The sequence below is a fragment of the Burkholderia humptydooensis genome, assembly GCF_001513745.1.
Classification (GTDB): Bacteria; Pseudomonadota; Gammaproteobacteria; order Burkholderiales; family Burkholderiaceae; genus Burkholderia; species Burkholderia humptydooensis.
This window is the reverse complement of sequence record NZ_CP013380.1, coordinates 1,493,704-1,515,557: the sequence shown is the minus strand read 5'-3', so window position 1 is coordinate 1,515,557 and position 21,854 is coordinate 1,493,704. Positions and strand designations below refer to the sequence as shown.

Sequence of the window (21,854 nt, the reverse complement as noted above, 5' to 3'; positions counted from 1 at the left end):
TCAATTGAAATCGTTTTCCAGGAACGGCGCGCGCTTCACCGCCTGATCGAGCGTGACGAGCGTCTCCAGCAGCGCGGCCATCCTGCCGAGCGGCACCGCGTTCGGGCCATCGGACTTGGCCTCGGCCGGATTCGGGTGCGTCTCCATGAAAAGCCCCGCGACGCCCGTGGCGACCGCCGCGCGCGCGAGCACCGGCACGAACTCGCGCTGGCCGCCCGAGCTCGTGCCCTGCCCACCTGGCAGTTGCACCGAGTGGGTCGCGTCGAACACGACGGGCGCGAGCGTCTCGCGCATGATCGCGAGCGACCGCATGTCCGACACGAGATTGTTGTAGCCGAACGACACGCCGCGCTCGCACGCCATGAAGCGGTCTTCCGACAACCCCGCTTCGCGCGCGGCGTCGCGCGCCTTGTCGATCACGTTCTTCATGTCGTGCGGCGCAAGGAACTGGCCCTTCTTGATATTGACGGGCTTGCCCGATTGCGCGCACGCGCGGATGAAATCGGTCTGGCGGCACAGGAACGCGGGCGTCTGCAGCACGTCGACGACGGCCGCCACGGGCGCGATCTCGTCAATCTCGTGCACGTCGGTGAGCACCGGCACGTTCAGTTGGCGCTTCACCTCGGCGAGAATCCGCAGCCCCGCGTCCATCCCGAGCCCGCGAAACGACTTGCCCGAACTGCGATTGGCCTTGTCGTACGAAGACTTGTAGATGAACGGCACGCCGAGCTTCGCGCAGATCTCCTTCAGCCGGCCCGCGGTATCGATCGTCATCTGCTCCGATTCGACGACGCAGGTGCCGGCGATCAGGAAGAACGGCTTGTCGAGGCCGACTTCGAATCCGGCGAGATTCATGCCTTCGCTCCGGCGCGCGCCTGCTGACACGCGAGCGCGGCTTGAACGAACGACTTGAAGAGCGGATGGCCGTCACGCGGCGTCGACGTGAATTCCGGGTGGAACTGGACGCCGACGAACCACGGGTGCATCCCGCGCGACAGCTCCATCATTTCCGGCAGATCCTCGCTCGGCGTGCGCGCGCTGATCACGAGGCCGCCCGCTTCGAGCTGCGGCACGAAGCGGTTGTTGACTTCATAGCGGTGACGGTGGCGCTCGTTCACGTCCTTGCCGTAGATCTCCTCGGCGAGCGTGCCCGGCTTGATCGGGCAGCGCTGCGAGCCGAGCCGCATCGTGCCGCCGAGGTCGGATTCCTCGGTGCGCTTCTCGACCTTGCCCTCGCGGTCGTACCACTCGGTGATCAGCGCGACGACGCGCTCCGGCGTGTTCGAATCGAACTCGGTGCTGTTCGCCTGCTTGAGGCCGACGACATCGCGCGCGAATTCGATGACGGCGAGCTGCATGCCGAGGCAGATGCCGAGATACGGCACCTTCGCCTCGCGCGCGTAGCGCACGGCCGCGATCTTGCCTTCGGTGCCGCGCCGGCCGAAGCCGCCCGGCACGAGCACGGCGTCGAGATGCGCAAGGCTCGCGGTGCCGTTCGCCTCAAGCTCTTCCGAATCGATGTACTCGATGTTGACCTTCGTCGACGTGTGGATCGACGCATGACGCAGCGCTTCGATCAGCGACTTGTACGACTCCGTCAGGTCGACGTACTTGCCGACCATCCCGATCGTCACCTCGTGCTTCGGATTCTGAAGCTTCTCGACGAGCCCCGCCCACATGCGCAGGTCGGCCGGCTGCGGATCGAGGCGCAGTTCCTCGCAGATGATGCGGTCGAGCCCCTGGTCGTGCAGCATCTGCGGAATCTTGTAGATGCTGTCGACGTCCCACACCGAGATCACCGCGTCTTCCGGCACGTTCGAGAAGAGCGAGATCTTCTTCGATTCGTCGTCGGGGATCGGGCGATCGGCGCGGCAGAGCAGCACGTGCGGCAAAATGCCGATCTCGCGCAGCTTCTGCACGCTGTGCTGGGTCGGCTTCGTCTTCAGCTCGCCCGCCGTCGCGATGAACGGCACGAGCGTCAGGTGAACGAAGCATGCGCTGTTGCGGCCGAGGCGCAGACTCATCTGGCGCGCCGCCTCGAGGAACGGCAGCGACTCGATGTCGCCCACCGTGCCGCCGATCTCGACGATCGCCACGTCCGGCTCGCCGCAGGTGGCCGATGCCGCGCCGCGCTCGATGAACGCCTGGATCTCGTTCGTGATGTGCGGGATCACCTGGACGGTCTTGCCGAGGTAATCGCCGCGGCGCTCCTTGCGGATCACCGATTCGTAGATCTGGCCGGTCGTGAAGTTGTTGGCCTTGCGCATCTTCGTGCTGATGAAGCGCTCATAGTGGCCGAGGTCGAGATCCGTCTCCGCGCCGTCTTCCGTCACGAACACTTCGCCGTGCTGAAACGGGCTCATCGTGCCGGGATCGACGTTGATGTAAGGATCGAGTTTGAGGAGGGTGACTCTGAGACCGCGCGATTCAAGGATCGCGGCGAGAGAGGCGGCGGCAATGCCCTTGCCGAGGGAGGAAACTACGCCGCCGGTGACGAAAACATATTTGGTCATCGCTGGATGCTCGCGGGAAAAACGGATTATACCGTAAAGGCCGCGCGTCACTCGGCAATCGACGCTCGATCGCCCCGTTACTATCTTCATGCCCCGATAATCGGGGCTTTGGCCAGCCAGGCCCGGCATGATTCCCGCCCCCGTTACTATCTTCATGCCCCGATAATCGGGGCTTTGGCCAGCCAGGCCCGGCATGATTCCCGCCCCCAGTCGCAGTCATGATCCGGGGGGTGTTGTCACCGGGCCCGGTGGGTGGCTGGTGATCGCTGATAGGGGTTTGGCCGGGCTTTCCCGACGCCGTCCGTAACGTGGATGCCGAGACTTGCCACCGTTGTTGCAGGCCAATCCGTTCACTCTGCACAAACCGCGATGCAAGAAACCAAACAACATGACGCCGTCGATGTCTTCGTCGGCGTCGACGTCGGTAAAGGCCAGCATCACGCCGTCGCACTCGATCGAAACGGCAAGCGTCTTTACAACAAGGCACTACCCAACGACGAGGTCAAGCTGCGCGCCCTCATCGCCGAACTCAAGACTCACGGTCGACTGCTGTTCGTCGTCGATCAGCCTTCCACCATCGGTGCGCTTCCTGTAGCCGTCGCCCGCGCTGAAGGCGTACTCGTCGCCTATCTGCCCGGACTGGCCATGCGCCGCATCGCTGATTTGCATGCCGGCGAAGCCAAGACCGATGCCCGCGACGCCGCGATCATTGCTGAAGCCGCCCGCTCGATGCCACATACGCTGCGCTCGCTTCGACTGGCCGACGAGCAGCTCGCCGAACTCACCATGCTCTGCGGCTTCGATGACGACCTCGCCGCTCAGGTCACGCAAACCAGCAACCGCATTCGCGGCCTGCTTACTCAAATCCATCCGGCGCTCGAACGCGTTCTCGGACCGCGCCTCGACCATCCGGCGGTGCTCGATCTGCTTGAGCGCTACCCGTCCCCGAGCGCACTTGCTGCTGCCAATGAAAAGACGCTCGCCAACCGCCTGACCAAGCTCGCACCGCGCATGGGCAAGAACTTGGCGGCCGAAATCGTTCAAGCGCTGAACGAGCAAGCCGTAATCGTGCCCGGCACGCAGGCCGCCACCATCGTCATGCCTCGTTTGGCCCAGCAACTTGCCGCCTTGCGCAAGCAGCGTGACGAAATCGCTGCCGAAGTTGAGCGGCTGGTGCTTGCTCACCCTCTTTGGCCAGTCCTGACCAGCATGCCGGGAGTCGGCGTCAGGACCGCTGCCAGACTCCTGACCGAAGTCGCCCAAAAAGCCTTCGCCACGGCTGCTCATCTGGCGGCCTACGCTGGTCTCGCGCCGGTCACCCGGCGCTCAGGCTCGTCGATCCGGGGCGAACACCCGTCCAGACGTGGCAACAAGGTGCTCAAACGCGCCTTGTTCCTCTCCGCCTTCGCTGCCTTACGAGACCCAGTCTCACGGGCCTATTACTTGCGCAAGATCCAGCAGGGCAAGCGCCACAACCAGGCACTCATCGCGCTCGCACGGCGACGCTGCGACGTCCTGTTTGCCATGCTGCGCGACGGCACCATTTACCAACCCAAGTCAGCCCCTGACGCTTGACGAAACACATAGGGGCACCCCCCTTCCCCGTCCGGTTCGAGCGCGCCCGCGCCGCCCGGCCATCCCGCTCCTTCCCGCACTTCGCGGCACGCAAGCCGCGCGCGCCGCCTCGATCATCCGCGCCGCGCGTCGCCGCCGCCTTCCGCCGCGCGTAGCGTATTGATCATGCGCTGCAGCGCGCGCGCGGTCTCGAGCGGCCGCTCCATCGGAAAGAGATGGCTGCCCTCGAGCCATTCGATCCGGCCGAGCACGGCCCGGCGCGTCGCCGCGAGCCCGATCTGGCGGATCTCGCGCGAGCGCGTGCCGGCGAGAAAGCCGACTGGCACGGGCGCGCCGTGCGCGAGGCGCGGGCCAAGCGTGTGCGGCAGCGTCCGGTAGATCATGTATTCGATCTGCCGGTCGAATGCGAGCGCGCGCTCGCCCATCGCACTCGTCTGCGGAATGCCGTAATCGATGTAGTCGGACAGCATCCGCTCGTCCCAGCGCGCGAACGCGGACTTCGCGCGGAAATGCCGCCACGCGTCGTCGCGGCTCGCCCAATGGACGCGGCGGGTGCGCGTCGCGGCGGCGGGAGACAGGCGCTCGTCGAGCCCCGTCCATTGGCTCACGCGCAGCGCACTGCTGCGCCAGCCGGCGATCACGGGCGAATCGAGCATCACCACGCCGCGCACCCATTGCGGGCGCTTGAGCGCCGCCATCAGCGACAGATAGCCGCCGAGCGAATGGCCGACGAGCCACACGGGCCGCTCGTACGCGCGGCCGATGTCGTCGAGCAGTTGCTCGACGAGGTGCGGCCAATCGCGCGTCACCGGAAAGCGGCGGTCATGGCCGATCCGCTCGATGAAGCGCAATTCGTAATCGTCCGCGAGCTCGGCGAAGATCGTCCGGTAGACGGACGCCGGAAAGCCGTTCGCATGCGAGAAATGGATGATGTCCTTCAAACGACGCTGTCTCCCTGTCGTAGCCGCCGCACCGCGTCAACGGTCCATCCAGTAGCGCCGGTGCGCGTCCCGGTATCGTACCGGCGCGGGAAGCGCGCCGCTCGGCATCATGTCGATGCGCACCGCGCCGTCGCGGTCGGTGCGCGGCAACTCGATGCCGCGTCCCGCATAGCGCGCCCAGACGGTCGGATGCGGATGGTGAAACCTGTTGGCGTAGCCTACCTGAAATATGGCAATGCGCGGTTCGACCGAATCGAGGAAGGGCTCGGTCGACGACGTGCGGCTGCCGTGGTGCGGAACGACGAGCACCTGCGCGGCGAGCGCGCCGCCCGATCCGGCAACGAGCGCGCGCTCGGAGCGCGCGTCGACGTCGCCCGTCAGGAGCGCCGCACGCTCGCCCGCCGACACGCGCAGCACGCACGACTGCGCGTTCGTCGCGCCGCCCGCGCGCGGGCCGCCGGCGGGCCAGAGCGTCGCGAACTCGACGCCGTCCCAACGCCAGCGCTGCCCCGCCGCGCACGGCAGCGCGTCGGCCACGCCGGCCGCGCGCGCGACGCGCCACAGGCGGTTCGGCGGCGGCAGCCCGCCCGTCACCTGCGCGACCGCGACCGATTCGAGGACGGCGGGCGCGCCGCCCGCGTGATCCGAATCCGCATGGCTCACGACGAGCGCGTCGAGCAGGCGCACGCCCCGTGCGCGCAAAAACGGCACGACGATCCGTTCGCCCGCGTTCGACGCCTCAGGCCCCGGGCCCGCGTCGAACAACAGCGTATGCCGCGCGGTCTCGATCAGCACAGCGGAACCCTGGCCGACGTCGAGCGCCGTCAGCCGGAACGCGCCGTCGGGCGGGGCGAGCGGCGCCGGCACGACAAGCGGCAGCCACGCGAGCGGCGCCGCACCGCGCAGCGGCCAGCCGCGCGGCGTCAGCGCCCACACGACGCCCACCGCTGCCGTGGCGAGCGCGAAGCCGCCCGGCGTCGGCAGCATCCAGACCGTGCGCCCCGCGCCGGCAACCGCATCGAGGAGCCGCATCAGCGTTGCGACGAGCGCATGCGCGAGCGCGTATGCCGAAGCGTCGAGCGGCGCGGGCAGCACGACGCCCGCGAGCACGATCGGCGTGACGAGCGAGCCGACCCACGGAATCGCGAACGCGTTCGCGAGCGGGCCGGCGAGCGGGATCTGCGCGAACCACAGCACGGTAAGCGGCGCGAGCGCGATCGTCACCGCGAACTGCGCCCGCGCGGCATCGCGCAAGCGCTGAACGAGCCGCCCTGCCGCCCGCCTCGCTCCCGTCCACGCCGCGATCCACGCCCGCCCGCGCGCGGCACGCCACCGCTCGCGATGCGACGACGGCGACATGCGTTCGCCCCCTGCGCCTTCGATCAGGCGGCGCAGGTCGTGCGCACCGACGATGTCGCGGGCGTCGCATGCGTCGCGTGCAGCGCTTCGCTCCGACGACACGAACAGGATCGCCGCGACCGCGCAGAACGACAGCCAGAACCCCGCCGACGTCACCGCCCACGGATCGACGAGCAGCACGCAGCCGAGCGCCGCCGCCAGCACCGACGAAGGCGCGAGCGACCGCCCGCTGAGATGCGCGACGCCCACGGCGGCGAGCATCCACCACGCGCGCTGCGCGGGCACGTTGAAGCCCGCGAGCGCCGCATAGCCGGCGCCGCCGGCGATCGCGCCGAGCGTCGCGACTTTCTGCGCGGACACGACGAGCGGCCAGTTGCGCCCGACATAGCCCGAGCGGCGCCAGAACCCGCCCGCGAGCCACGCGCACAGGCCGCCGACCATCCCGACGTGCAGCCCGGAAATCGCGACGAGATGGCTCGTGCCGGTATCGCGCAGGATGCGCCGGTCGTCGTCGGCGATGTCGTCCTGCGCGCCGATCGCGAGCGCGACGACGATCCCGCGATGCGCGGCATCGCCGAGCGCATCGGCGATGCGCCCGCGCAGGCGCGCGCGCAACCGGTCGATCACGGCCGCGATGCCGGGCACGCGCCCCGCGAGCCGCCGCGCATCGTGCGGCGCCGACACGTAGCCGAGCGCCCGGATGCCGCGCGCGAGCCACGCCGCCTCCGCGTCGCGCACGCCGAAATTCGCCTCGCCGTGCGGGCGCTTCAGACGCACGCGCAGCCGCCATCGGTCGCCCGGCACGAACTCGGGCGGCGACGCGGCCGCGCGGCCGAACGCGTACCACGCAAGCGATAGCGTCGCCGGAAACCGCGCGATGCCTGCATCGTTTTCGTCGACGTCGAACAGGAAACGCGTGCCGTTCGCATCGCGCGACGGCAGTCCGCGCACGGCGCCCGTCACGACGATGTCGCGCCCTTCCCACGGCGCGGGCAGCGCATCGGCGAGCCGCCACTGAGCGCGCGCCGCCGCGTAGCCGAAGCCCGCGAGCGCCGCCGCGCAGCAGCATGCGCAGAACCCGGCCAGTCGCATGCGCGCACGCGCGCCGCCGCGCCACGCGAGCGCGAGCCACACGCACAAGCCGAACGCGAGCACACCGCCCGCCCATGCCGCCGCGCCCGGCAACGCCGCCTGCTGCTGCAGCGCGACGACGCCGAGCGCGAACGCGCCGCACCTCGCCCGCATCGAGCCTCCGTCTTTTCGCGCCGCCCGAGCGACGCCTGTCCGTCACGAATCGATTATGCGGACGAAAGCGCGAGTCGCGGCAGCGCGGCGAGCGCGTTAGCCGAAGTGGATAGGGAAAGCGCGTCGACGCCGATGCCGCGCAGCTCGGCGATCACGGCGCCGATGCGCGGCACCTGGTCGGGCGTGTTGCGCTGCCTGTAGCGCCATTCGGGAGGAATGTCGGGCGCGTCGGTCTCGACGACGAGCGCGTCGAGCGGCAGTTGCCCGGCGAGCCGCCTGATCTGCCGCGCACGGCCGAACGTCACGTTGCCGCCGAAACCAAGCTTGAGCCCTTGCGCGAGATACGCGTCGGCCTGCTGGAAACTGCCGTTGAACGCATGCGCGATGCCGCGCCGCACGCCCGCGCGCCGCAGCCCGGCCAGCACGCGATCCTGCGACTTGCGCACGTGGCACACGACGGGCAGATCGAAGTCGCGCGCGAGCCGCAACTGCGCGTCGTAAAAGAAGTGCTGCCGGCTCTCGTCGAGCCCCGGCACGAAGTAGTCGAGACCGATCTCGCCGATGCCGACGAAGCGCGGATCGCCGATGCTCGCTTCGATTTCCATCCGCAGCCGGTCGAGATCCTCGTCGCGCGCATTCGGCGTGTACATCGGATGAATGCCGAGCGCGTAGACCGCGCCCCGCGTCGCATGTGCGAGCTCGCGCACCGTCGGGAAATTCATCCGCCCGACGCTCGGAATCACGATGCGCGACACGCCCGCCGCCTGCGCCGCGGCGGCGACGACCTCGCGGTCGGCGTCGAACTCCGGCGCATCGAGATGGCAATGCGTGTCGATCCACATCGCGTCACACCGGCACGGCCGGCTCCTCGTGCAGCACGCCGTCGCGCAGCCGCAGGATGCGGTCGCAGCGCGCGGCGAGATCCGGATCGTGCGTGACGATCACGAAGCTCGTGTCGAGCGTTCTCGACAGCTCGAGCATCAGATGGAACACGTGATCGGCGGTCGAGCCGTCGAGGTTGCCCGTCGGCTCGTCGGCGAGCACGCACGCGGGCTTCGTGACGAGCGCGCGCGCGATCGCGACGCGCTGCCGCTCGCCGCCCGACAGCTCGCCCGGCCGGTGCTTCGCGCGCGCGCCGAGCCCCACCTGCTCGAGCATCTCGCGCGCATGGTGACGCGCCTCCTCGGTCGACATCCGGCGGATCCTGAGCGGCATCGCCACGTTGTCGAGCGCGGTGAACTCCGGCAGCAGATGGTGAAACTGATAGACGAAGCCGAGCGCGCGGTTGCGCAGATCGTTGCGCTCGCGCTCGGCAAGCTGCGTGAACGGCTTGCCGAGCAGCGACACCTGCCCCGCGCTCGGCTCGTCGAGCCCGCCCAGCACGTGCAGCAGCGTGCTCTTGCCCGAGCCCGACGCGCCGACGATCGCGAGCTTCTCGCCGCGCCGCACCGATACCTGCGCGTTGTCGAGCACCTGCACGTTGAAGCCGCCCTGCACGAACGTCTTCGTGATTCCGTGCGCCTCGAGCACGCATTCGCGCTCGGCGCCGCCCTGATGGTTCTGATTCATCGTCTGTTCGAAAACCCGGTCATTCATAGCGCAGCGCCTCCGCGGGGCGCACCTTCGCGCCGCGCCAGCTCGGATAGAGCGTCGCGAGCGCGGACAGCGCGAAAGCGATCACGCCGATCTTGATCACGTCGCCCGCGACGAGCTCGGACGGCAGCTCGCTGATGAAGTACACCGACGGCGGCAGGAACTGCACGCCGAACGCATGCTCGATCATCGGGACGAGCCACGGAATGCTCCACGCGATCAGGCAGCCAAGCGCGACGCCCGTCGCGGTGCCGACGAAGCCGATCGTCACGCCCTGCACGACGAAGATCTTCATGATCGAGCCCGGCTGCGCGCCGAGCGTGCGCAGGATCGCGATGTCCGCCTGCTTGTTCGTCACCGTCATCACGAGCGACGACACGAGATTGAACGCCGCGACCGCGATGATGAGCGTCAGGATGATGAACATCATCCGCTTCTCGATCTGCACCGCGGAGAACCACGTCTTGTTCTGCTGCGTCCAGTCGCGGATGTACAGGTCGCCCGACAGCGTGTGCGCGAGCTCGCGCGCGACCTGCGGCGCCCGCTGCATGTCCGCGAGGCGCAGCCGCACGCCCGTCGGCGCGGGCAGCCTGAAGAGCGCCTGCGCGTCCTGGAGGTCGATCATCGCAAGCGAGCTGTCGTATTCGTAATGGCCGGACTCGAAGATGCCGACCACCGTGAACTGCTTCAGGCGCGGCATCATCCCGGCCGGCGTGATCGTGCCCTCCGGCGCGACGAGCGTGACCTTGTCGCCGACGCCCACGCCGAGATTGCCCGCGAGCGCGTTGCCGAGCACGATCCCGAACTGGCCGGGCGCGAGCGCCGTGAGCGCGCCCGCCTTCATGTCCTTGCCGATGTCGGACACCTGCGGCTCGAGCGACGGCTCGACGCCGCGCAGCATCACGCCGCTCACCGCGTCCTGGCGCGTGAGGAGCGCCTGCGCGTCGACGTACGGCGCCGCGCCGATGACCGCCTTGTTCAGGCGCGCTTCCTTCGCGGTCAGTTGCCAGTCGGGCATCGAGCCCGTCGGCGAGAAGATCTCGACGTGCGCGAGCACCGACAGCATCCGGTCGCGCACCTCTTTCTGGAAGCCGTTCATCACCGACAGCACGACGATGAGCGCCGCGACGCCGAGCGCGATCCCGAGCATCGACACGAGCGCGATGAAGGAAATGAAGCCGTTGCCGGTCGTGCGTTTGCCGGCGCGCGTGTAGCGCCAGCCGATCTGCCATTCGTACGGAAGTTTCAAGCGTATCCTTTCTGCTGGTTGAGACGCCGCGCGCCGCGCGAATCCGCGCGCAGGAACCGGGCGGACCCGATTACGCGCGCAGTGTGCCACACAATGCTTAATCGACCCTGAAAACGTTCCGGATCGGCGAAACGCGTTCGGGCTGCACACGCAACAGCGCATGCAGCGGCGATCCGCGATCGGTCGCCCCCGCGCCCGGGCACGATCGATGCATCGTCGGCCGGCCGGCGGATGGGCTGCGCCACGGGCTCGCCGGCGAGCGGCACGCACGATGTCCACGCTCACGACGCGCACGGCGCCGGTCGACAATTTTACCCACCCGCCCCCTCGCGTCGCGCATCCGGCTCGCAACGCGCCATCGGCGACCGGCCTTGCCGTTTGGCCTACAATGCGCACCATCATGCGTGCCCAACGTCTTCATTTCCTCGTGCCCTTCGCGCTGCCGTCGGCCGCCGACGCCGCGTCTTCCCTCCATACGCTCGACAGCCCCGCGCTCGCGAAGCTCGTCGCCCGCGCGCGGCTCGTCGAGCACACGGTCGGCGAAGACTTCCAGCGCACGCTGCCGCACGAGCGCTGGCTCGCGCGCCGGTTCGGCGCGATTGCCGACGACGCCGACGACGCGCCGCTCGCGCCGTACATGCTCATGGCCGACGGCGGCGCGCCCGGCGGCGACACGTGGGCGTGCGTCGAGCCCGTGCACGTGCGGATCGCGACCGACCATCTCGTGCTGATCGATCCCGTATCGCTCGAGATCGGCGACGACGAAGCCGCCGCACTCCTCGACAGCGCGCGTCCGCTGATCGAGGAGCTCGGCGTGAAGGTGCAGGCGCCGCGCGCGTCGCGCTGGTATCTGTCGAGCCCGCAGCTCGCCGGCCTCGCGGGCGCCGCGCCGCTGCGCGCGAGCGGCCGCAACATCGAGATCTGGCTGCCGCACGAGACGCAGACGGGCGAACGCTCACGCGCGTGGATGAAGCTGCAGAACGAAGTGCAGATGGCCTGGTTCCGGCATCCCGTCAACGAGGCGCGCGAGGCGCGCGGCTACCCGGCCGTCAATTCGATCTGGTTCCATGCGCAAGGCGCGATGAAGCCCGTGACACGTCCGTTCGCGCGCGTGCTGTCGCGCTCGCCGGCCGCCCGCGGGCTCGCCCTCGCCGCGGGCGCGGCCGCAGGCGAGCCGCCCGCCGCGCTCGACGCGCTCACAGCCGGCGCCGCGTCGCAGCCGGACGGCGCGACGCTCGTCGAGCTCGACGCGCTGACGACGCCGTTCATCGAGCAGGACTGGGCGCGCTGGCACGACGCGCTCGCCGCGCTCGAGCGCGACTGGTTCGCGCCCGCTCTCGACGCGCTCGCGCGAGGCCGCATCGGCGAGCTCGCGCTCACGCTGTGCGGCGACACGAGCGCCGCGACGCTCGCCGCGACGCGCGGCGACCTGCGCAAGTTCTGGCGCCGCCGCGCGCTCGCCTCCCTGTTCGAATAACGACAACCGTTTCGCATGACCCGCATCGTCACCCGCCTAGCCGTCCCCGCCGCGCTCGACGCGCTCGCCCGCCACGGGCTGCACCCCGTGCTCGCCCGCCTGTACGCGGCGCGCGGAATCGCGTCGCCCGCCGACGTCGAGACCGCGCTGTCGCGCCTCGCGCCCCCCGCGCAGTTGAAGGGCTGCGCGGATGCCGCCGCGCTCCTCGCCGATGCGCTCGAAGCCGGCCGCAAGATGCTCGTCGTCGCCGATTACGACTGCGACGGCGCGACCGCCTGCGCGGTCGCCGTGCGCGGCCTGCGGATGTTCGGCGCGAAGATCGACTACCTCGTGCCGAACCGCTTCGAATACGGCTACGGGCTCACGCCCGAGATCGTCGAGCTCGCGGCCACGAGAAAGCCCGATCTGCTGATCACCGTCGACAACGGAATCGCGAGCGTCGACGGCGTCGCGGCCGCGAACGCGCGCGGCATCGACGTGCTCGTCACCGATCACCACCTGCCCGGCGACACGCTGCCCGCCGCGCGCGCGATCGTCAATCCGAACCAGCCCGGCTGCGCATTCCCGAGCAAGCACATCGCGGGCGTCGGCGTGATGTTCTACGTGCTGCTCGCGCTGCGCGCCGAGCTGCGCGCGCGCGGCGCGTTCGGCGAGCGCCGCCCCGAGCCTCGGCTCGACGGCCTCCTCGACCTCGTCGCGCTCGGCACGGTGGCCGACGTCGTGCGCCTCGACGGCAACAATCGCGTGCTCGTCGCGCAGGGCCTGCAGCGGATCCGCAACGGACGGATGCAGCCCGGCGTCGCGGCGCTCTTTCGAGCGGCCGCGCGCGACGCGCGCAGCGCATCGGGCTTCGATCTCGGCTTCGGCCTCGGCCCGCGCCTGAACGCGGCGGGCCGCCTGTCGGACATGTCGCTCGGCATCGAATGCCTGACGACCGACGACATCGGCCGCGCGTGGGAGCTCGCGCAGCAGCTCGACGCGATGAACCGCGAGCGGCGCGAGATCGAGGCCGGCATGCAGCAGCAGGCGCTCGCCGATCTCGCATCGGTCGATCCCGCCGAAGCGGCGACGATCACGCTCTTCAATCCCGAATGGCACCAGGGCGTGATCGGGATCGTCGCGGGGCGGCTGAAGGAGCGCTTCCACCGGCCGGCGTTCACGTTCGCGCACGCGGACGACGGCGGCGCGCGCGTGAAGGGCTCCGGCCGCTCGATCCCCGGCTTCCATCTGCGCGACGCGATCGACCTGATCTCGAAGCGCGAGCCCGATCTGATCGTCACGTTCGGCGGCCACGCGATGGCGGCAGGCGTCACGCTCGACACCGGAAACGTGCCGCGCTTCGCCGCCGCGTTCGAGGCGGTCGCGCGCGAATGGCTGACCGACGACGCGCTCGCGCGCGTGATCGAGACGGACGGCGATCTCGAGGACGCGTACTTCACGCCGCAGGTCGTCGAGCTGCTCGATGCCGCCGTCTGGGGCCAGGGCTTCCCGGCGCCGCTCTTCTCCGGCGAATTCGACGTCGCGTCGCAGGCGCTCGTCAAGGACAAGCACCTGAAGCTGCAATTGATGCGCGGCCGCCAGCGCTTCAACGCGATCTGGTTCAACCATGCGGAGCCGCTGCCCGCGCGCGCGACGGTCGCGTTCCGGCTTGCGAGCGACACGTGGAACGGGATGACGCGCGTGCAGTTGATCGTCGAGCACGCGGCGTAACGCGAGCGGCCGCTCGATGCCCTTCGATGCCGCGCGCCGATCCGTCGCGGATTCCTGACGCCCCGAATCCGCGCGTCCCGCCCCCGCGCCGCGCGCGGCCGCCCGCCCGGCGCCGTACCGGCCGCCTCCCCCGATCGGCTATAATTTCCCCTTTTCACGAAGCATCAAAAGCGAACAAGATCATGGAAGCGGAACGTCTGAACGCGATCGAAAGCTCCCTCGCGGACCTGCGCCGGCGCGCAGGCGAGCTACGGGGGTATCTTTGACTACGACGTCAAGTCCGAACGTCTAGTCGAAGTCAACAAGCAACTCGAAGATCCGAACGTCTGGAACGACTCGAAGAACGCCCAGGCGCTCGGCCGCGAGAAGAAGTCGCTCGAGAGCGTCGTCACGACGCTGACCGAGCTCGATAACGACCTGCGCGACGCGCAGGATCTGTTCGATCTCGCGCACGAGGAAGGCGACGAGGACACGCTCGTCGCGACGGAATCCGACGCGGCGAAGCTCGAGGCGCGCGTCGCCGACATCGAATTCCGCCGGATGTTCTCGAACCCGGCCGATCCGAACAACTGCTTCATCGACATCCAGGCGGGCGCGGGCGGCACCGAGGCGTGCGACTGGGCGTCGATGCTGCTGCGCCAGTACCTGCGCTACTGCGAGCGCAAGGGCTTCAAGGCCGAGGTGCTCGAAGAGTCCGACGGCGACGTCGCCGGCATCAAGAACGCGACGATCAAGGTCTCGGGCGAATACGCGTACGGCTACCTGCGCACCGAAACGGGCATCCACCGCCTCGTGCGCAAGTCGCCGTTCGATTCGTCGGGCGGCCGCCACACGTCGTTCTCGTCGGTGTTCGTGTACCCGGAGATCGACGACTCGATCGAAGTCGAGGTCAACCCGGCCGACCTGCGCATCGACACCTACCGCGCGTCGGGCGCGGGCGGTCAGCACATCAACAAGACCGACTCGGCCGTGCGGATCACGCACATGCCGACGGGCATCGTCGTCCAGTGCCAGAACGACCGCTCGCAGCACCGCAACCGCGCGGAAGCGATGGCGATGCTGAAGTCGCGCCTCTTCGAAGCCGAGCTGCGCAAGCGCCAGGCCGAGCAGGACAAGCTCGAATCGAGCAAGACCGACGTGGGCTGGGGCCACCAGATCCGCTCGTACGTGCTCGACCAGAGCCGCGTGAAGGATCTGCGCACGAACGTCGAAATGAGCAACACGAAAGCCGTCCTCGACGGCGACCTCGACGACTTCATCAGCGCGAGCCTCAAACAGGGCGTGTAAGCGCCCCTCGCGCGGGCGCGGCGCGAAGCCGGCCCGCGCGCCGGTTGCGCGCCGCACCGCGCCCCGCTGCCGCATCACCATCGAACCCGACCATCATGACCGAACCGACCCAACCGCAGGCCGCTGTCGCAGCGGACGAAAACCAGATCGTCGCGGAACGCCGCGACAAGCTGCGCGCGCTGCGCGACCAAGGCATCGCCTATCCGAACGACTTCCAGCCGACGCACCGCGCGGCCGATCTGCAGACCGAATACGCGGATGCCGACAAGGAAGCGCTCGAGGCGAAGCCGCTCGAAGTCGCGATCGCCGGCCGGATGATGCTCAAGCGCGTGATGGGCAAGGCGAGCTTCGCGACGGTGCAGGACGGCTCGGGTCAGATCCAGTTCTTCGTGACGCCCGCCGACGTCGGCGCCGAGACCTACGACGCGTTCAAGAAGTGGGACCTGGGTGACATCGTCGCCGCGCGCGGCGTGCTGTTCCGCACGAACAAGGGCGAGCTGTCGGTGAAGTGCACGGAGCTGCGGCTGCTCACGAAGGCGCTGCGCCCGCTGCCCGACAAGTTCCACGGCCTCGCCGACCAGGAAACGCGCTATCGCCAGCGCTACGTCGACCTGATCGTCACGCCCGAGACGCGCGCGACGTTCCGCGCGCGCACGAAGGCGATTGCGTCGATCCGCAAGTTCATGAGCGACGCCGAGTTCATGGAAGTCGAAACGCCGATGCTGCACCCGATCCCGGGCGGCGCGGCCGCGAAGCCGTTCGTCACGCATCACAACGCGCTCGACATGCAAATGTTCCTGCGCATCGCGCCCGAGCTTTACCTGAAGCGCCTCATCGTCGGCGGCTTCGAGCGCGTGTTCGAGATCAACCGGAATTTCCGCAATGAAGGCGTGTCGCCGCGCCACAATCCGGAATTCACGATGATGGAGTTCTACGCCGCGTACACCGACTACCGCTGGCTGATGGATTTCACCGAGCGCCTGATCCGCCAGGCGGCCGTCGACGCGCTCGGCACCGCGACGATCCAGTACCAGGGCCGCGAGCTCGATCTGGCGAAGCCGTTCCATCGCCTGACGATCACGCAGGCGATCCGGAAGTACGCGCCGAACTACACGGACGGCCAGTTGTCGGACGACGCGTTCCTGCGCAGCGAACTGAAGCGCCTCGGCGTCGACGTCACGCAGCCGGCGTTCCTGAACGCCGGCATCGGCGCGCTGCAGCTCGCGCTCTTCGAGGAAACCGCGGAAGCGCAACTGTGGGAGCCGACCTTCATCATCGACTACCCGATCGAAGTGTCGCCGCTCGCGCGCGAATCGGACACGGTGACGGGCATCACCGAGCGTTTCGAGCTCTTCATCACCGGCCGCGAAATCGCGAACGGCTTCTCGGAGCTGAACGATCCCGAAGACCAGGCCGCGCGCTTCAAGAAGCAGGTCGAGCAGAAGGACGCGGGTGACGAGGAAGCGATGTTCTTCGACGCCGATTACATCCGCGCGCTCGAATACGGGATGCCGCCGACAGGCGGCTGCGGGATCGGCATCGACCGTCTCGTGATGCTGCTGACCGACAGCCCGACGATCCGCGACGTGCTGCTGTTCCCGCACCTGCGCCGCGAGGACTGAGTTCGCGCGAAGCGTCCGCCTTTCTTTCTGCTTTCGTCCGCCTTTCGCCTGCTTCAGCCTGCTTTCGCGGGCGACGGCGGGCGGGGCGGCGAACGGCGGCAAGCCTCGCCTGCTTTGTAACCGCCCGTAAATCCCGGCCGCCGCGCCGCCTCTCTCTTCCGTCCCCTTCTTCACGCAGCCTTTGCGCCGCTTGCGCGAGCAGGCATTTGACCGTGTTTGACACGCAAGTTAGCGCAGCGAATCGTTACAACTTGAAACGGCGCGCCGAGGGCGTTTGATCGACACTAGCTCCAGAAAATAACGCACCACCGTGTGCGCCAGGAGAGTCGAAAATGGACAACCAGAATACCACCACGCAACAACGGCAGCGCCTCCATCCGCTCGTCGCGACGGCCGCGGGCGCCGTCATCATCGCGAGCCTCGCCGCGACGGCGGCCATCACGGGCGTGTTCCCGAAGGCGAGCAGCGTCGACGCGCAGAACCCGCAGACGCAGGCCGCGCTGATCGCGTCGCAGCCGGCCGTCGACACGGCCGCCGCGGCAAGCGCCGCGCTCGCCGCGCAAACCGCGCAGCAACAGGCGGCCCAGCAGCAGCAGGCGGTCGCGCAGGCCGCGCCGAAGCCGGCCTCGCATCAGACGACGCGCCATCATCACAAGACGTCCTCGGCGCCGCAGCCGCCGCAATATGCGCAGCAGCCGTATCCGCAACAACAGCAGCAATCGCAGTACTGCGCGAGCTGCGGCACCGTCGCCGCGATCGTGCCGGTGCGCACGGCGGGCACGAGCTCCGGGATCGGCGCGATCGGCGGCGCGGCCGCGGGCGGCCTCGTCGGCAACCAGTTCGGCCGCGGCAACGGCCGCACCGCGATGACGATCCTGGGCGCGCTGGGCGGCGGTCTCGCCGGCAACGCGGTCGAGAAGCAGGTCCGCAGCGAAACCGACTATCAGGTTCAGGTGCAGATGCAGGACGGCTCGACGCGCACGTTCACGTACCACAACCCGCCGCCGTTCGGCCAAGGCCAGCGCGTGCGCATCGAGAACGGCACGCTCGTCGGCGCGTGACGCGAGCGGCCTCCGTGCCCCGCCGCCTGCCGGACACAAAAAAACGGCTCGTGATTGCTTCACGAGCCGTTTTTCCCTGAATTTCCTTCGAACGCTTGCAGGAGGCTTCGCGTCGCCGCATCGTCACCCCGCCGCGACATTGCCGCGCCGGCGCGGCCGGATGCGCCGCGTCAATCCTCGTCGTCGAAGTCCGATTCGTCGAGCCAGTGCGCCTGGATCGCCTCGAGAATCTTCTCGCCCGAATGGCCCGGATCGTCGTCGAAGCCATCCAGTTCCAGCACCCACTGCCGCAAATCGACGAAATTGATCCGCTTCGGGTCGACATCCGGATGCTTGTCCGCGAGCGCGAGCGCGATCTCGCGGGAATCGGTCCATTTCATCGTCGAACCTCCTCGTCGTCAGTGATTTTCCTTCGCGTGGTTGATCGAGTACTTCGGAATCTCGACGACCAGATCCACGCCCTCCTTCACGATCGCCTGGCACGACAGGCGCGACGTCGGCTCGAGGCCCCACGCCTTGTCGAGCAGATCGTCCTCGTCCTCCTCGGACGGCTCGAGCTCGTTGAAGCCTTCGCGAATGATCACGTGGCACGTCGTGCACGCGCACGACTTCTCGCACGCATGCTCGATCTCCACACCGTTGTCGAGCAGGTTGTCGCAGATGCTCTTGCCGGGCACGGCGTCGATCACCGCGCCGTCCGGGCACAATTCGACGTGCGGCAGTACTACGAGTTGAGGCATGTTCGTTCCGTTCGTTCAACCAGTGCGCGGCCCGCTGCCGCGCCGTCCATCGCCGCGCTGGCGGCCGGTCGGCCGCACGGCGCGGTTCGCATTCAGATCTCGTCGAGCTTGCGGCCGGCGAGCGCCCGCTTGATGCTCTTGTCCATCCGGCGCGCGGCGAATTCGTCGGTACCCTCGGCGAGCGCCTTCGTCGCCGCGTCGATCACATTCGCATCGTCGCCCGGCGCGGCCGCGCGCAGCGACGCGACGAGTCCGTCGACCATCGCACGCTCGCTCACGTCGAGCAGATCCCCGTCGGCGGCGAGCGCCGCCTCCGTCGCCTCGACGAGGCGCTGCGCCTCGACCTGCGCCTCGCGCAGCGCGCGCGCGCGCATGTCGACTTCGGCCGTCTTGAAGCTGTCTTCGAGCATGCGCGCAATGTCGTCGTCGCCGAGGCCGTACGACGGCTTCACGACGACCGACGCCTCGACGCCCGAGTGCTGCTCGCGCGCGAACACCGACAGCAGACCGTCCGCGTCGACCTGATAGGTCACGCGAATCCGCGCGGCGCCCGCCGCCATCGGCGGAATGCCGCGCAGCTCGAAGCGCGCGAGCGACCGGCAATCGGCGACGAGCTCGCGCTCGCCCTGCACGACGTGGATCGCCATTGCGGTCTGGCCGTCCTTGAACGTCGTGAATTCCTGCGCGCGCGCGACGGGAATCGTCGAGTTGCGCGGAATGATCTTCTCGACAAGGCCGCCCATCGTCTCGACGCCGAGCGACAGCGGAATCACGTCGAGCAGCAGCCAGTCGTCGCCGCCGCTGCGGTTGCCCGCGAGCAGATCCGCCTGGATCGCCGCGCCGAGCGCCACGACCTGGTCCGGATCGAGATTGACGAGCGGCGGCTGGCCGAAATGCTTCGCGACCGCGTCCCGGATCACCGGCATGCGCGTCGCGCCGCCGACGAGCACGACGCCCTTGATGTCGGCCGCGCTCACCTGCGCGTCGCGCAGCGCCTTGCGGGTGGGCGCAAGCGTGCGCTGCACGAGCGGCTCGACGAGCGCGGCGAACGCGTCGCGCGTGATCGTCTGCGCGAGCTTTTCGCCCGTCGACAGCTTCACGTCGAGGCGCGCCTGCTGCGCGGCCGACAGCGCCTCCTTCGCGCCGCGCACGCGATCGAGCAGCAGGCGCACGTCCTCGGGCGCGAGCGCGGCCGCGTCGAGGCCGGCCTGCGCGAGCACGTGCGCGAACAGCAGGTGATCGAAATCGTCGCCGCCGAGCGCGGAATCGCCGCCCGCCGCCAGCACCTCGAACACGCCCTTCGTGAGCTTCAGGATCGACAGATCGAACGTGCCGCCGCCGAGGTCGTAGACCGCGTAGAGGCCCTCAGCGCCGTTGTCGAGCCCATACGCGATCGCGGCCGCGGTCGGCTCGTTCAACAGGCGCAGCACGTTCAGGCCCGCGAGCCGCGCGGCGTCCTTCGTCGCCTGGCGCTGCGCATCGTCGAAATACGCGGGCACCGTGATCACTGCGCCGACTAGGTCGTCGCCGAGCGAATCCTCGGCGCGTTGCCGCAGCGTCGCGAGAATTTCCGCCGATACCTCGACCGGGCTCTTCACGCCGTCGACCGTGCGGATCTGCACCATGCCGGGCGCGTCGACGAATTCGTACGGCGCGTTCGCCGCGCCCTCGACTTCCGCCTTGCCGCGCCCCATGAAGCGCTTGACCGACACGATCGTGTTGCGCGGGTCGATCGCCGCCTCTTCCTTCGCGGCATGACCGATCCGGCGGCCACCCTTCTCCAGATAGCGGACGACGGACGGCAGCAGCACGCGGCCCGCGTCGTCGGGCAGCGCTTCCGGAATGCTGTTGCGCACCGCTGCGACGAGCGAATTCGTCGTGCCGAGGTCGATGCCGACGGCGAGGCGCCGCTGATGCGGCGCAGGCGCCATGCCGGGTTCGGAAATTTGCAGTAAAGCCATCTCTGTGTGTTCGATAAGGGCCGAAGCCCCGCTTGCATCGCGTGCGTCACGCGCGCGGTTAGTGTTCGAGGCGCTCGATCTGAGCGCCGATCTCGGCCGACACGCGCTCGACGAACATCAGTTGCCGCACGGCCTCGGCCGCGCCCTGGTCCGAGCCGCTGTCGAGCAGCGCGCCCAGCTTCGCGAGGCGCGCGCGCCGATCGTCGCGCAATTCGGCGAGGAGCGCGTCGAGCTCGCCGACGTTCTTCGCGGCCGCCGCATCCTCGATGCGCTCGCGCCACTCCATCTGCTGCATCAGGAACGCCGGCTCCATCGCCGTGTTGTCCTCCGCGCCGACGTCGACGCCGCGCAGATGCAGCAGGTACGTCGCCCGCTTGAGCGGATCGCGCAGCGTCTGGTACGCCTCGTTCGCGCGCGTCGCCCATTGCATCGCGATGCGCTTTTGCGCGTCGCCCGCCGCGGCGAAGCGATCCGGGTGCACCTGCGATTGCACGGCGCGGTACGCGGCGTCGAGCGTGGGCTCGTCGAGCGCGAATTGCGCCGGCAAATGAAAGAGATCGAAGTGGCTGTCCTTCAGCGAAACCATCGCGTAGTCGCTCTCGCGCTCAACTCGTTGTCGACTGCGGCACGACGTCGACCGAAGTGCCGCCCATTAAAAAGGCGGCCCGCGCCGCCTCTTGCCCGCCTCGCGCGGAGCGCCGTCACACGCGGAACGATTCGCCGCAGCCGCACTCGTCCTTCACGTTTGGGTTGTTGAACCTGAACCCCTCGTTCAACCCTTCGCGCGCGAAGTCGAGCTCCGTGCCGTCGATGTACGCAAGACTTTTCGGATCGACGAAGACCTTCACGCCGTGGCTTTCGAACATCTGATCCTCGGGGGCGAGCTCGTCGACGTACTCGAGCTTGTACGCAAGGCCCGAGCAGCCGGTCGTGCGCACGCCGAGCCGCAGGCCCAGCCCCTTGCCGCGCCGCGTCAGATACTTCTGCACATGTTGCGCAGCCTTTTCGGTCAGTGTGATAGCCATAAATGTCCTTCTTCGCACGAAGCCGGCTTCGTGCGTCATGCGTCCAAACCCCAATCCGCCGTCCGTCGAACCCGCGGCCGCTTACGCGGCGGCCTTGCCGTCTTCGGCCATTTCGTGGCGCTTCTTGTAGTCGGCCACGGCCGCCTTGATCGCGTCTTCCGCGAGGATCGAGCAGTGGATCTTCACGGGCGGCAGCGCGAGTTCCTCGGCGATCTGCGTGTTCTTGATCGCGAGCGCCTCGTCGAGCGTCTTGCCCTTCACCCACTCGGTGACGAGCGAACTCGACGCGATCGCCGACCCGCAACCGTAGGTCTTGAACTTCGCGTCTTCGATCACGCCGTTCTCGCCGACGCGGATCTGCAGCTTCATCACGTCGCCGCAAGCGGGCGCGCCGACCATGCCGGTGCCCACCGCTTCGTCGTCCTTCGCGAACGAGCCGACGTTACGCGGATTTTCGTAGTGATCCAGAACCTTGTTGCTGTAAGACATGACTCAT

The 21,854-nt window shown here is 68.7% G+C and carries 19 protein-coding genes; 6 read left to right on the top strand and 13 right to left on the bottom strand.

Annotation, left to right across the window (positions count from 1 at the left end):
- A complete protein-coding gene (gene kdsA / locus AQ610_RS06945) occupies positions 1-855 on the bottom strand; it encodes a 3-deoxy-8-phosphooctulonate synthase (RefSeq protein WP_006025972.1) in 855 nt (284 codons plus the stop codon).
- Positions 852-2,513 (bottom strand): CTP synthase, encoded by a 1,662-nt coding sequence (gene pyrG / locus AQ610_RS06940; RefSeq protein WP_006025971.1) that lies wholly within the window; start codon positions 2,511-2,513, stop codon positions 852-854. The genes kdsA and pyrG overlap by 4 nt, the downstream gene beginning before the upstream one ends.
- Before the next feature lie 369 nt (positions 2,514-2,882).
- On the opposite strand from pyrG, the gene AQ610_RS06935 reads away from it, so the two are divergent.
- A complete protein-coding gene (locus tag AQ610_RS06935; RefSeq protein WP_006029866.1) occupies positions 2,883-4,088 on the top strand; it encodes an IS110 family RNA-guided transposase in 1,206 nt (401 codons plus the stop codon).
- 113 nt (positions 4,089-4,201) lie between these two features.
- On the opposite strand, the gene AQ610_RS06930 is transcribed toward AQ610_RS06935, so the two are convergent.
- Genes AQ610_RS06930 through AQ610_RS06910 form a run of 5 tightly spaced genes read right to left on the bottom strand, consistent with a single transcriptional unit; the run spans position 4,202 to position 10,475 of the window.
- Positions 4,202-5,029: an alpha/beta fold hydrolase gene (locus AQ610_RS06930; protein WP_006025970.1), complete on the bottom strand. Its 828-nt coding sequence runs from the start codon at positions 5,027-5,029 to the stop codon at positions 4,202-4,204.
- Positions 5,030-5,065: 36 nt separating this feature from the next.
- Positions 5,066-7,633: a DNA internalization-related competence protein ComEC/Rec2 gene (locus AQ610_RS06925; protein ID WP_006025969.1), complete on the bottom strand. Its 2,568-nt coding sequence runs from the start codon at positions 7,631-7,633 to the stop codon at positions 5,066-5,068.
- Between the two features lie 53 nt (positions 7,634-7,686).
- A complete protein-coding gene (locus AQ610_RS06920) occupies positions 7,687-8,475 on the bottom strand; it encodes a TatD family hydrolase (RefSeq protein WP_006025968.1) in 789 nt (262 codons plus the stop codon).
- A gap of 4 nt (positions 8,476-8,479) precedes the next feature.
- Positions 8,480-9,202 carry a lipoprotein-releasing ABC transporter ATP-binding protein LolD gene (gene lolD, locus AQ610_RS06915; protein WP_006025967.1) on the bottom strand — a complete coding sequence of 241 codons (723 nt, stop codon included), beginning with the start codon at positions 9,200-9,202 and terminating at the stop codon, positions 8,480-8,482.
- Positions 9,203-9,221: 19 nt separating this feature from the next.
- The gene (locus tag AQ610_RS06910) at positions 9,222-10,475 is read right to left on the bottom strand and encodes a lipoprotein-releasing ABC transporter permease subunit (RefSeq protein WP_006025966.1); all 1,254 of its coding nucleotides are present in this window, start codon (positions 10,473-10,475) and stop codon (positions 9,222-9,224) included.
- A 400-nt stretch (positions 10,476-10,875) separates the two neighbouring features.
- Here AQ610_RS06910 and AQ610_RS06905 point away from each other — a divergent pair, with 400 nt between their 5' ends.
- From AQ610_RS06905 to AQ610_RS06885, 5 genes are all read left to right on the top strand, one after another.
- Positions 10,876-11,952: a hypothetical protein gene (locus AQ610_RS06905; RefSeq protein ID WP_006025965.1), complete on the top strand. Its 1,077-nt coding sequence runs from the start codon at positions 10,876-10,878 to the stop codon at positions 11,950-11,952.
- Positions 11,953-11,967: 15 nt separating this feature from the next.
- On the top strand, positions 11,968-13,662 hold the full coding sequence (gene recJ, locus AQ610_RS06900) for a single-stranded-DNA-specific exonuclease RecJ (protein ID WP_006025964.1): 1,695 nt from the start codon (positions 11,968-11,970) through the stop codon (positions 13,660-13,662).
- 182 nt (positions 13,663-13,844) lie between these two features.
- Positions 13,845-14,949 (top strand): peptide chain release factor 2 gene (gene prfB, locus AQ610_RS06895; RefSeq protein ID WP_096746695.1). Its coding sequence is split into 2 segments (ribosomal slippage): positions 13,845-13,925 and positions 13,927-14,949, totalling 1,104 coding nucleotides; the frame shifts between segments, so codons are not numbered across the junction.
- A 95-nt stretch (positions 14,950-15,044) separates the two neighbouring features.
- Positions 15,045-16,571: a lysine--tRNA ligase gene (lysS, locus tag AQ610_RS06890; RefSeq protein WP_006025961.1), complete on the top strand. Its 1,527-nt coding sequence runs from the start codon at positions 15,045-15,047 to the stop codon at positions 16,569-16,571.
- A gap of 332 nt (positions 16,572-16,903) precedes the next feature.
- Positions 16,904-17,632 carry a glycine zipper 2TM domain-containing protein gene (locus AQ610_RS06885; RefSeq protein ID WP_006025960.1) on the top strand — a complete coding sequence of 243 codons (729 nt, stop codon included), beginning with the start codon at positions 16,904-16,906 and terminating at the stop codon, positions 17,630-17,632.
- Between the two features lie 170 nt (positions 17,633-17,802).
- On the opposite strand, the gene iscX is transcribed toward AQ610_RS06885, so the two are convergent.
- The 6 genes from iscX to iscU all read right to left on the bottom strand — a co-directional run bounded on the left by iscX (position 17,803) and on the right by iscU (position 21,847).
- A complete protein-coding gene (iscX, locus tag AQ610_RS06880; RefSeq protein ID WP_006025959.1) occupies positions 17,803-18,012 on the bottom strand; it encodes a Fe-S cluster assembly protein IscX in 210 nt (69 codons plus the stop codon).
- Between the two features lie 18 nt (positions 18,013-18,030).
- Positions 18,031-18,372 carry an ISC system 2Fe-2S type ferredoxin gene (gene fdx / locus AQ610_RS06875; protein WP_006025958.1) on the bottom strand — a complete coding sequence of 114 codons (342 nt, stop codon included), beginning with the start codon at positions 18,370-18,372 and terminating at the stop codon, positions 18,031-18,033.
- Between the two features lie 92 nt (positions 18,373-18,464).
- Complete coding sequence (hscA, locus tag AQ610_RS06870) at positions 18,465-20,333, bottom strand: Fe-S protein assembly chaperone HscA (RefSeq protein ID WP_006025957.1); 1,869 nt, start codon at positions 20,331-20,333, stop codon at positions 18,465-18,467.
- A 58-nt stretch (positions 20,334-20,391) separates the two neighbouring features.
- The gene (hscB, locus tag AQ610_RS06865; protein ID WP_006025956.1) at positions 20,392-20,919 is read right to left on the bottom strand and encodes a Fe-S protein assembly co-chaperone HscB; all 528 of its coding nucleotides are present in this window, start codon (positions 20,917-20,919) and stop codon (positions 20,392-20,394) included.
- A gap of 115 nt (positions 20,920-21,034) precedes the next feature.
- Positions 21,035-21,358: an iron-sulfur cluster assembly protein IscA gene (gene iscA / locus AQ610_RS06860; protein ID WP_006025955.1), complete on the bottom strand. Its 324-nt coding sequence runs from the start codon at positions 21,356-21,358 to the stop codon at positions 21,035-21,037.
- A gap of 81 nt (positions 21,359-21,439) precedes the next feature.
- On the bottom strand, positions 21,440-21,847 hold the full coding sequence (iscU, locus tag AQ610_RS06855; protein ID WP_006025954.1) for a Fe-S cluster assembly scaffold IscU: 408 nt from the start codon (positions 21,845-21,847) through the stop codon (positions 21,440-21,442).
- Between the last annotated feature and the right edge of the window lie 7 nt (positions 21,848-21,854).

Bases quoted from the DNA above. Each gene is read 5' to 3' on its own strand.
- kdsA (WP_006025972.1), bottom strand. From the start codon at position 855: ATGAATCTCGCCGGATTCGAAGTCGGCCTCGACAAGCCGTTCTTCCTG.
- pyrG (WP_006025971.1), bottom strand. From the start codon at position 2,513: ATGACCAAATATGTTTTCGTCACCGGCGGCGTAGTTTCCTCCCTCGGC.
- AQ610_RS06935 (WP_006029866.1), top strand. From the start codon at position 2,883: ATGCAAGAAACCAAACAACATGACGCCGTCGATGTCTTCGTCGGCGTC.
- AQ610_RS06925 (WP_006025969.1), bottom strand. From the start codon at position 7,633: ATGCGGGCGAGGTGCGGCGCGTTCGCGCTCGGCGTCGTCGCGCTGCAG.
- AQ610_RS06920 (WP_006025968.1), bottom strand. From the start codon at position 8,475: ATGTGGATCGACACGCATTGCCATCTCGATGCGCCGGAGTTCGACGCC.
- lolD (WP_006025967.1), bottom strand. From the start codon at position 9,202: ATGAATCAGAACCATCAGGGCGGCGCCGAGCGCGAATGCGTGCTCGAG.
- AQ610_RS06905 (WP_006025965.1), top strand. From the start codon at position 10,876: ATGCGTGCCCAACGTCTTCATTTCCTCGTGCCCTTCGCGCTGCCGTCG.
- recJ (WP_006025964.1), top strand. From the start codon at position 11,968: ATGACCCGCATCGTCACCCGCCTAGCCGTCCCCGCCGCGCTCGACGCG.
- lysS (WP_006025961.1), top strand. From the start codon at position 15,045: ATGACCGAACCGACCCAACCGCAGGCCGCTGTCGCAGCGGACGAAAAC.
- AQ610_RS06885 (WP_006025960.1), top strand. From the start codon at position 16,904: ATGGACAACCAGAATACCACCACGCAACAACGGCAGCGCCTCCATCCG.
- iscX (WP_006025959.1), bottom strand. From the start codon at position 18,012: ATGAAATGGACCGATTCCCGCGAGATCGCGCTCGCGCTCGCGGACAAG.
- fdx (WP_006025958.1), bottom strand. From the start codon at position 18,372: ATGCCTCAACTCGTAGTACTGCCGCACGTCGAATTGTGCCCGGACGGC.
- hscA (WP_006025957.1), bottom strand. From the start codon at position 20,333: ATGGCTTTACTGCAAATTTCCGAACCCGGCATGGCGCCTGCGCCGCAT.
- hscB (WP_006025956.1), bottom strand. From the start codon at position 20,919: ATGGTTTCGCTGAAGGACAGCCACTTCGATCTCTTTCATTTGCCGGCG.
- iscA (WP_006025955.1), bottom strand. From the start codon at position 21,358: ATGGCTATCACACTGACCGAAAAGGCTGCGCAACATGTGCAGAAGTAT.
- iscU (WP_006025954.1), bottom strand. From the start codon at position 21,847: ATGTCTTACAGCAACAAGGTTCTGGATCACTACGAAAATCCGCGTAAC.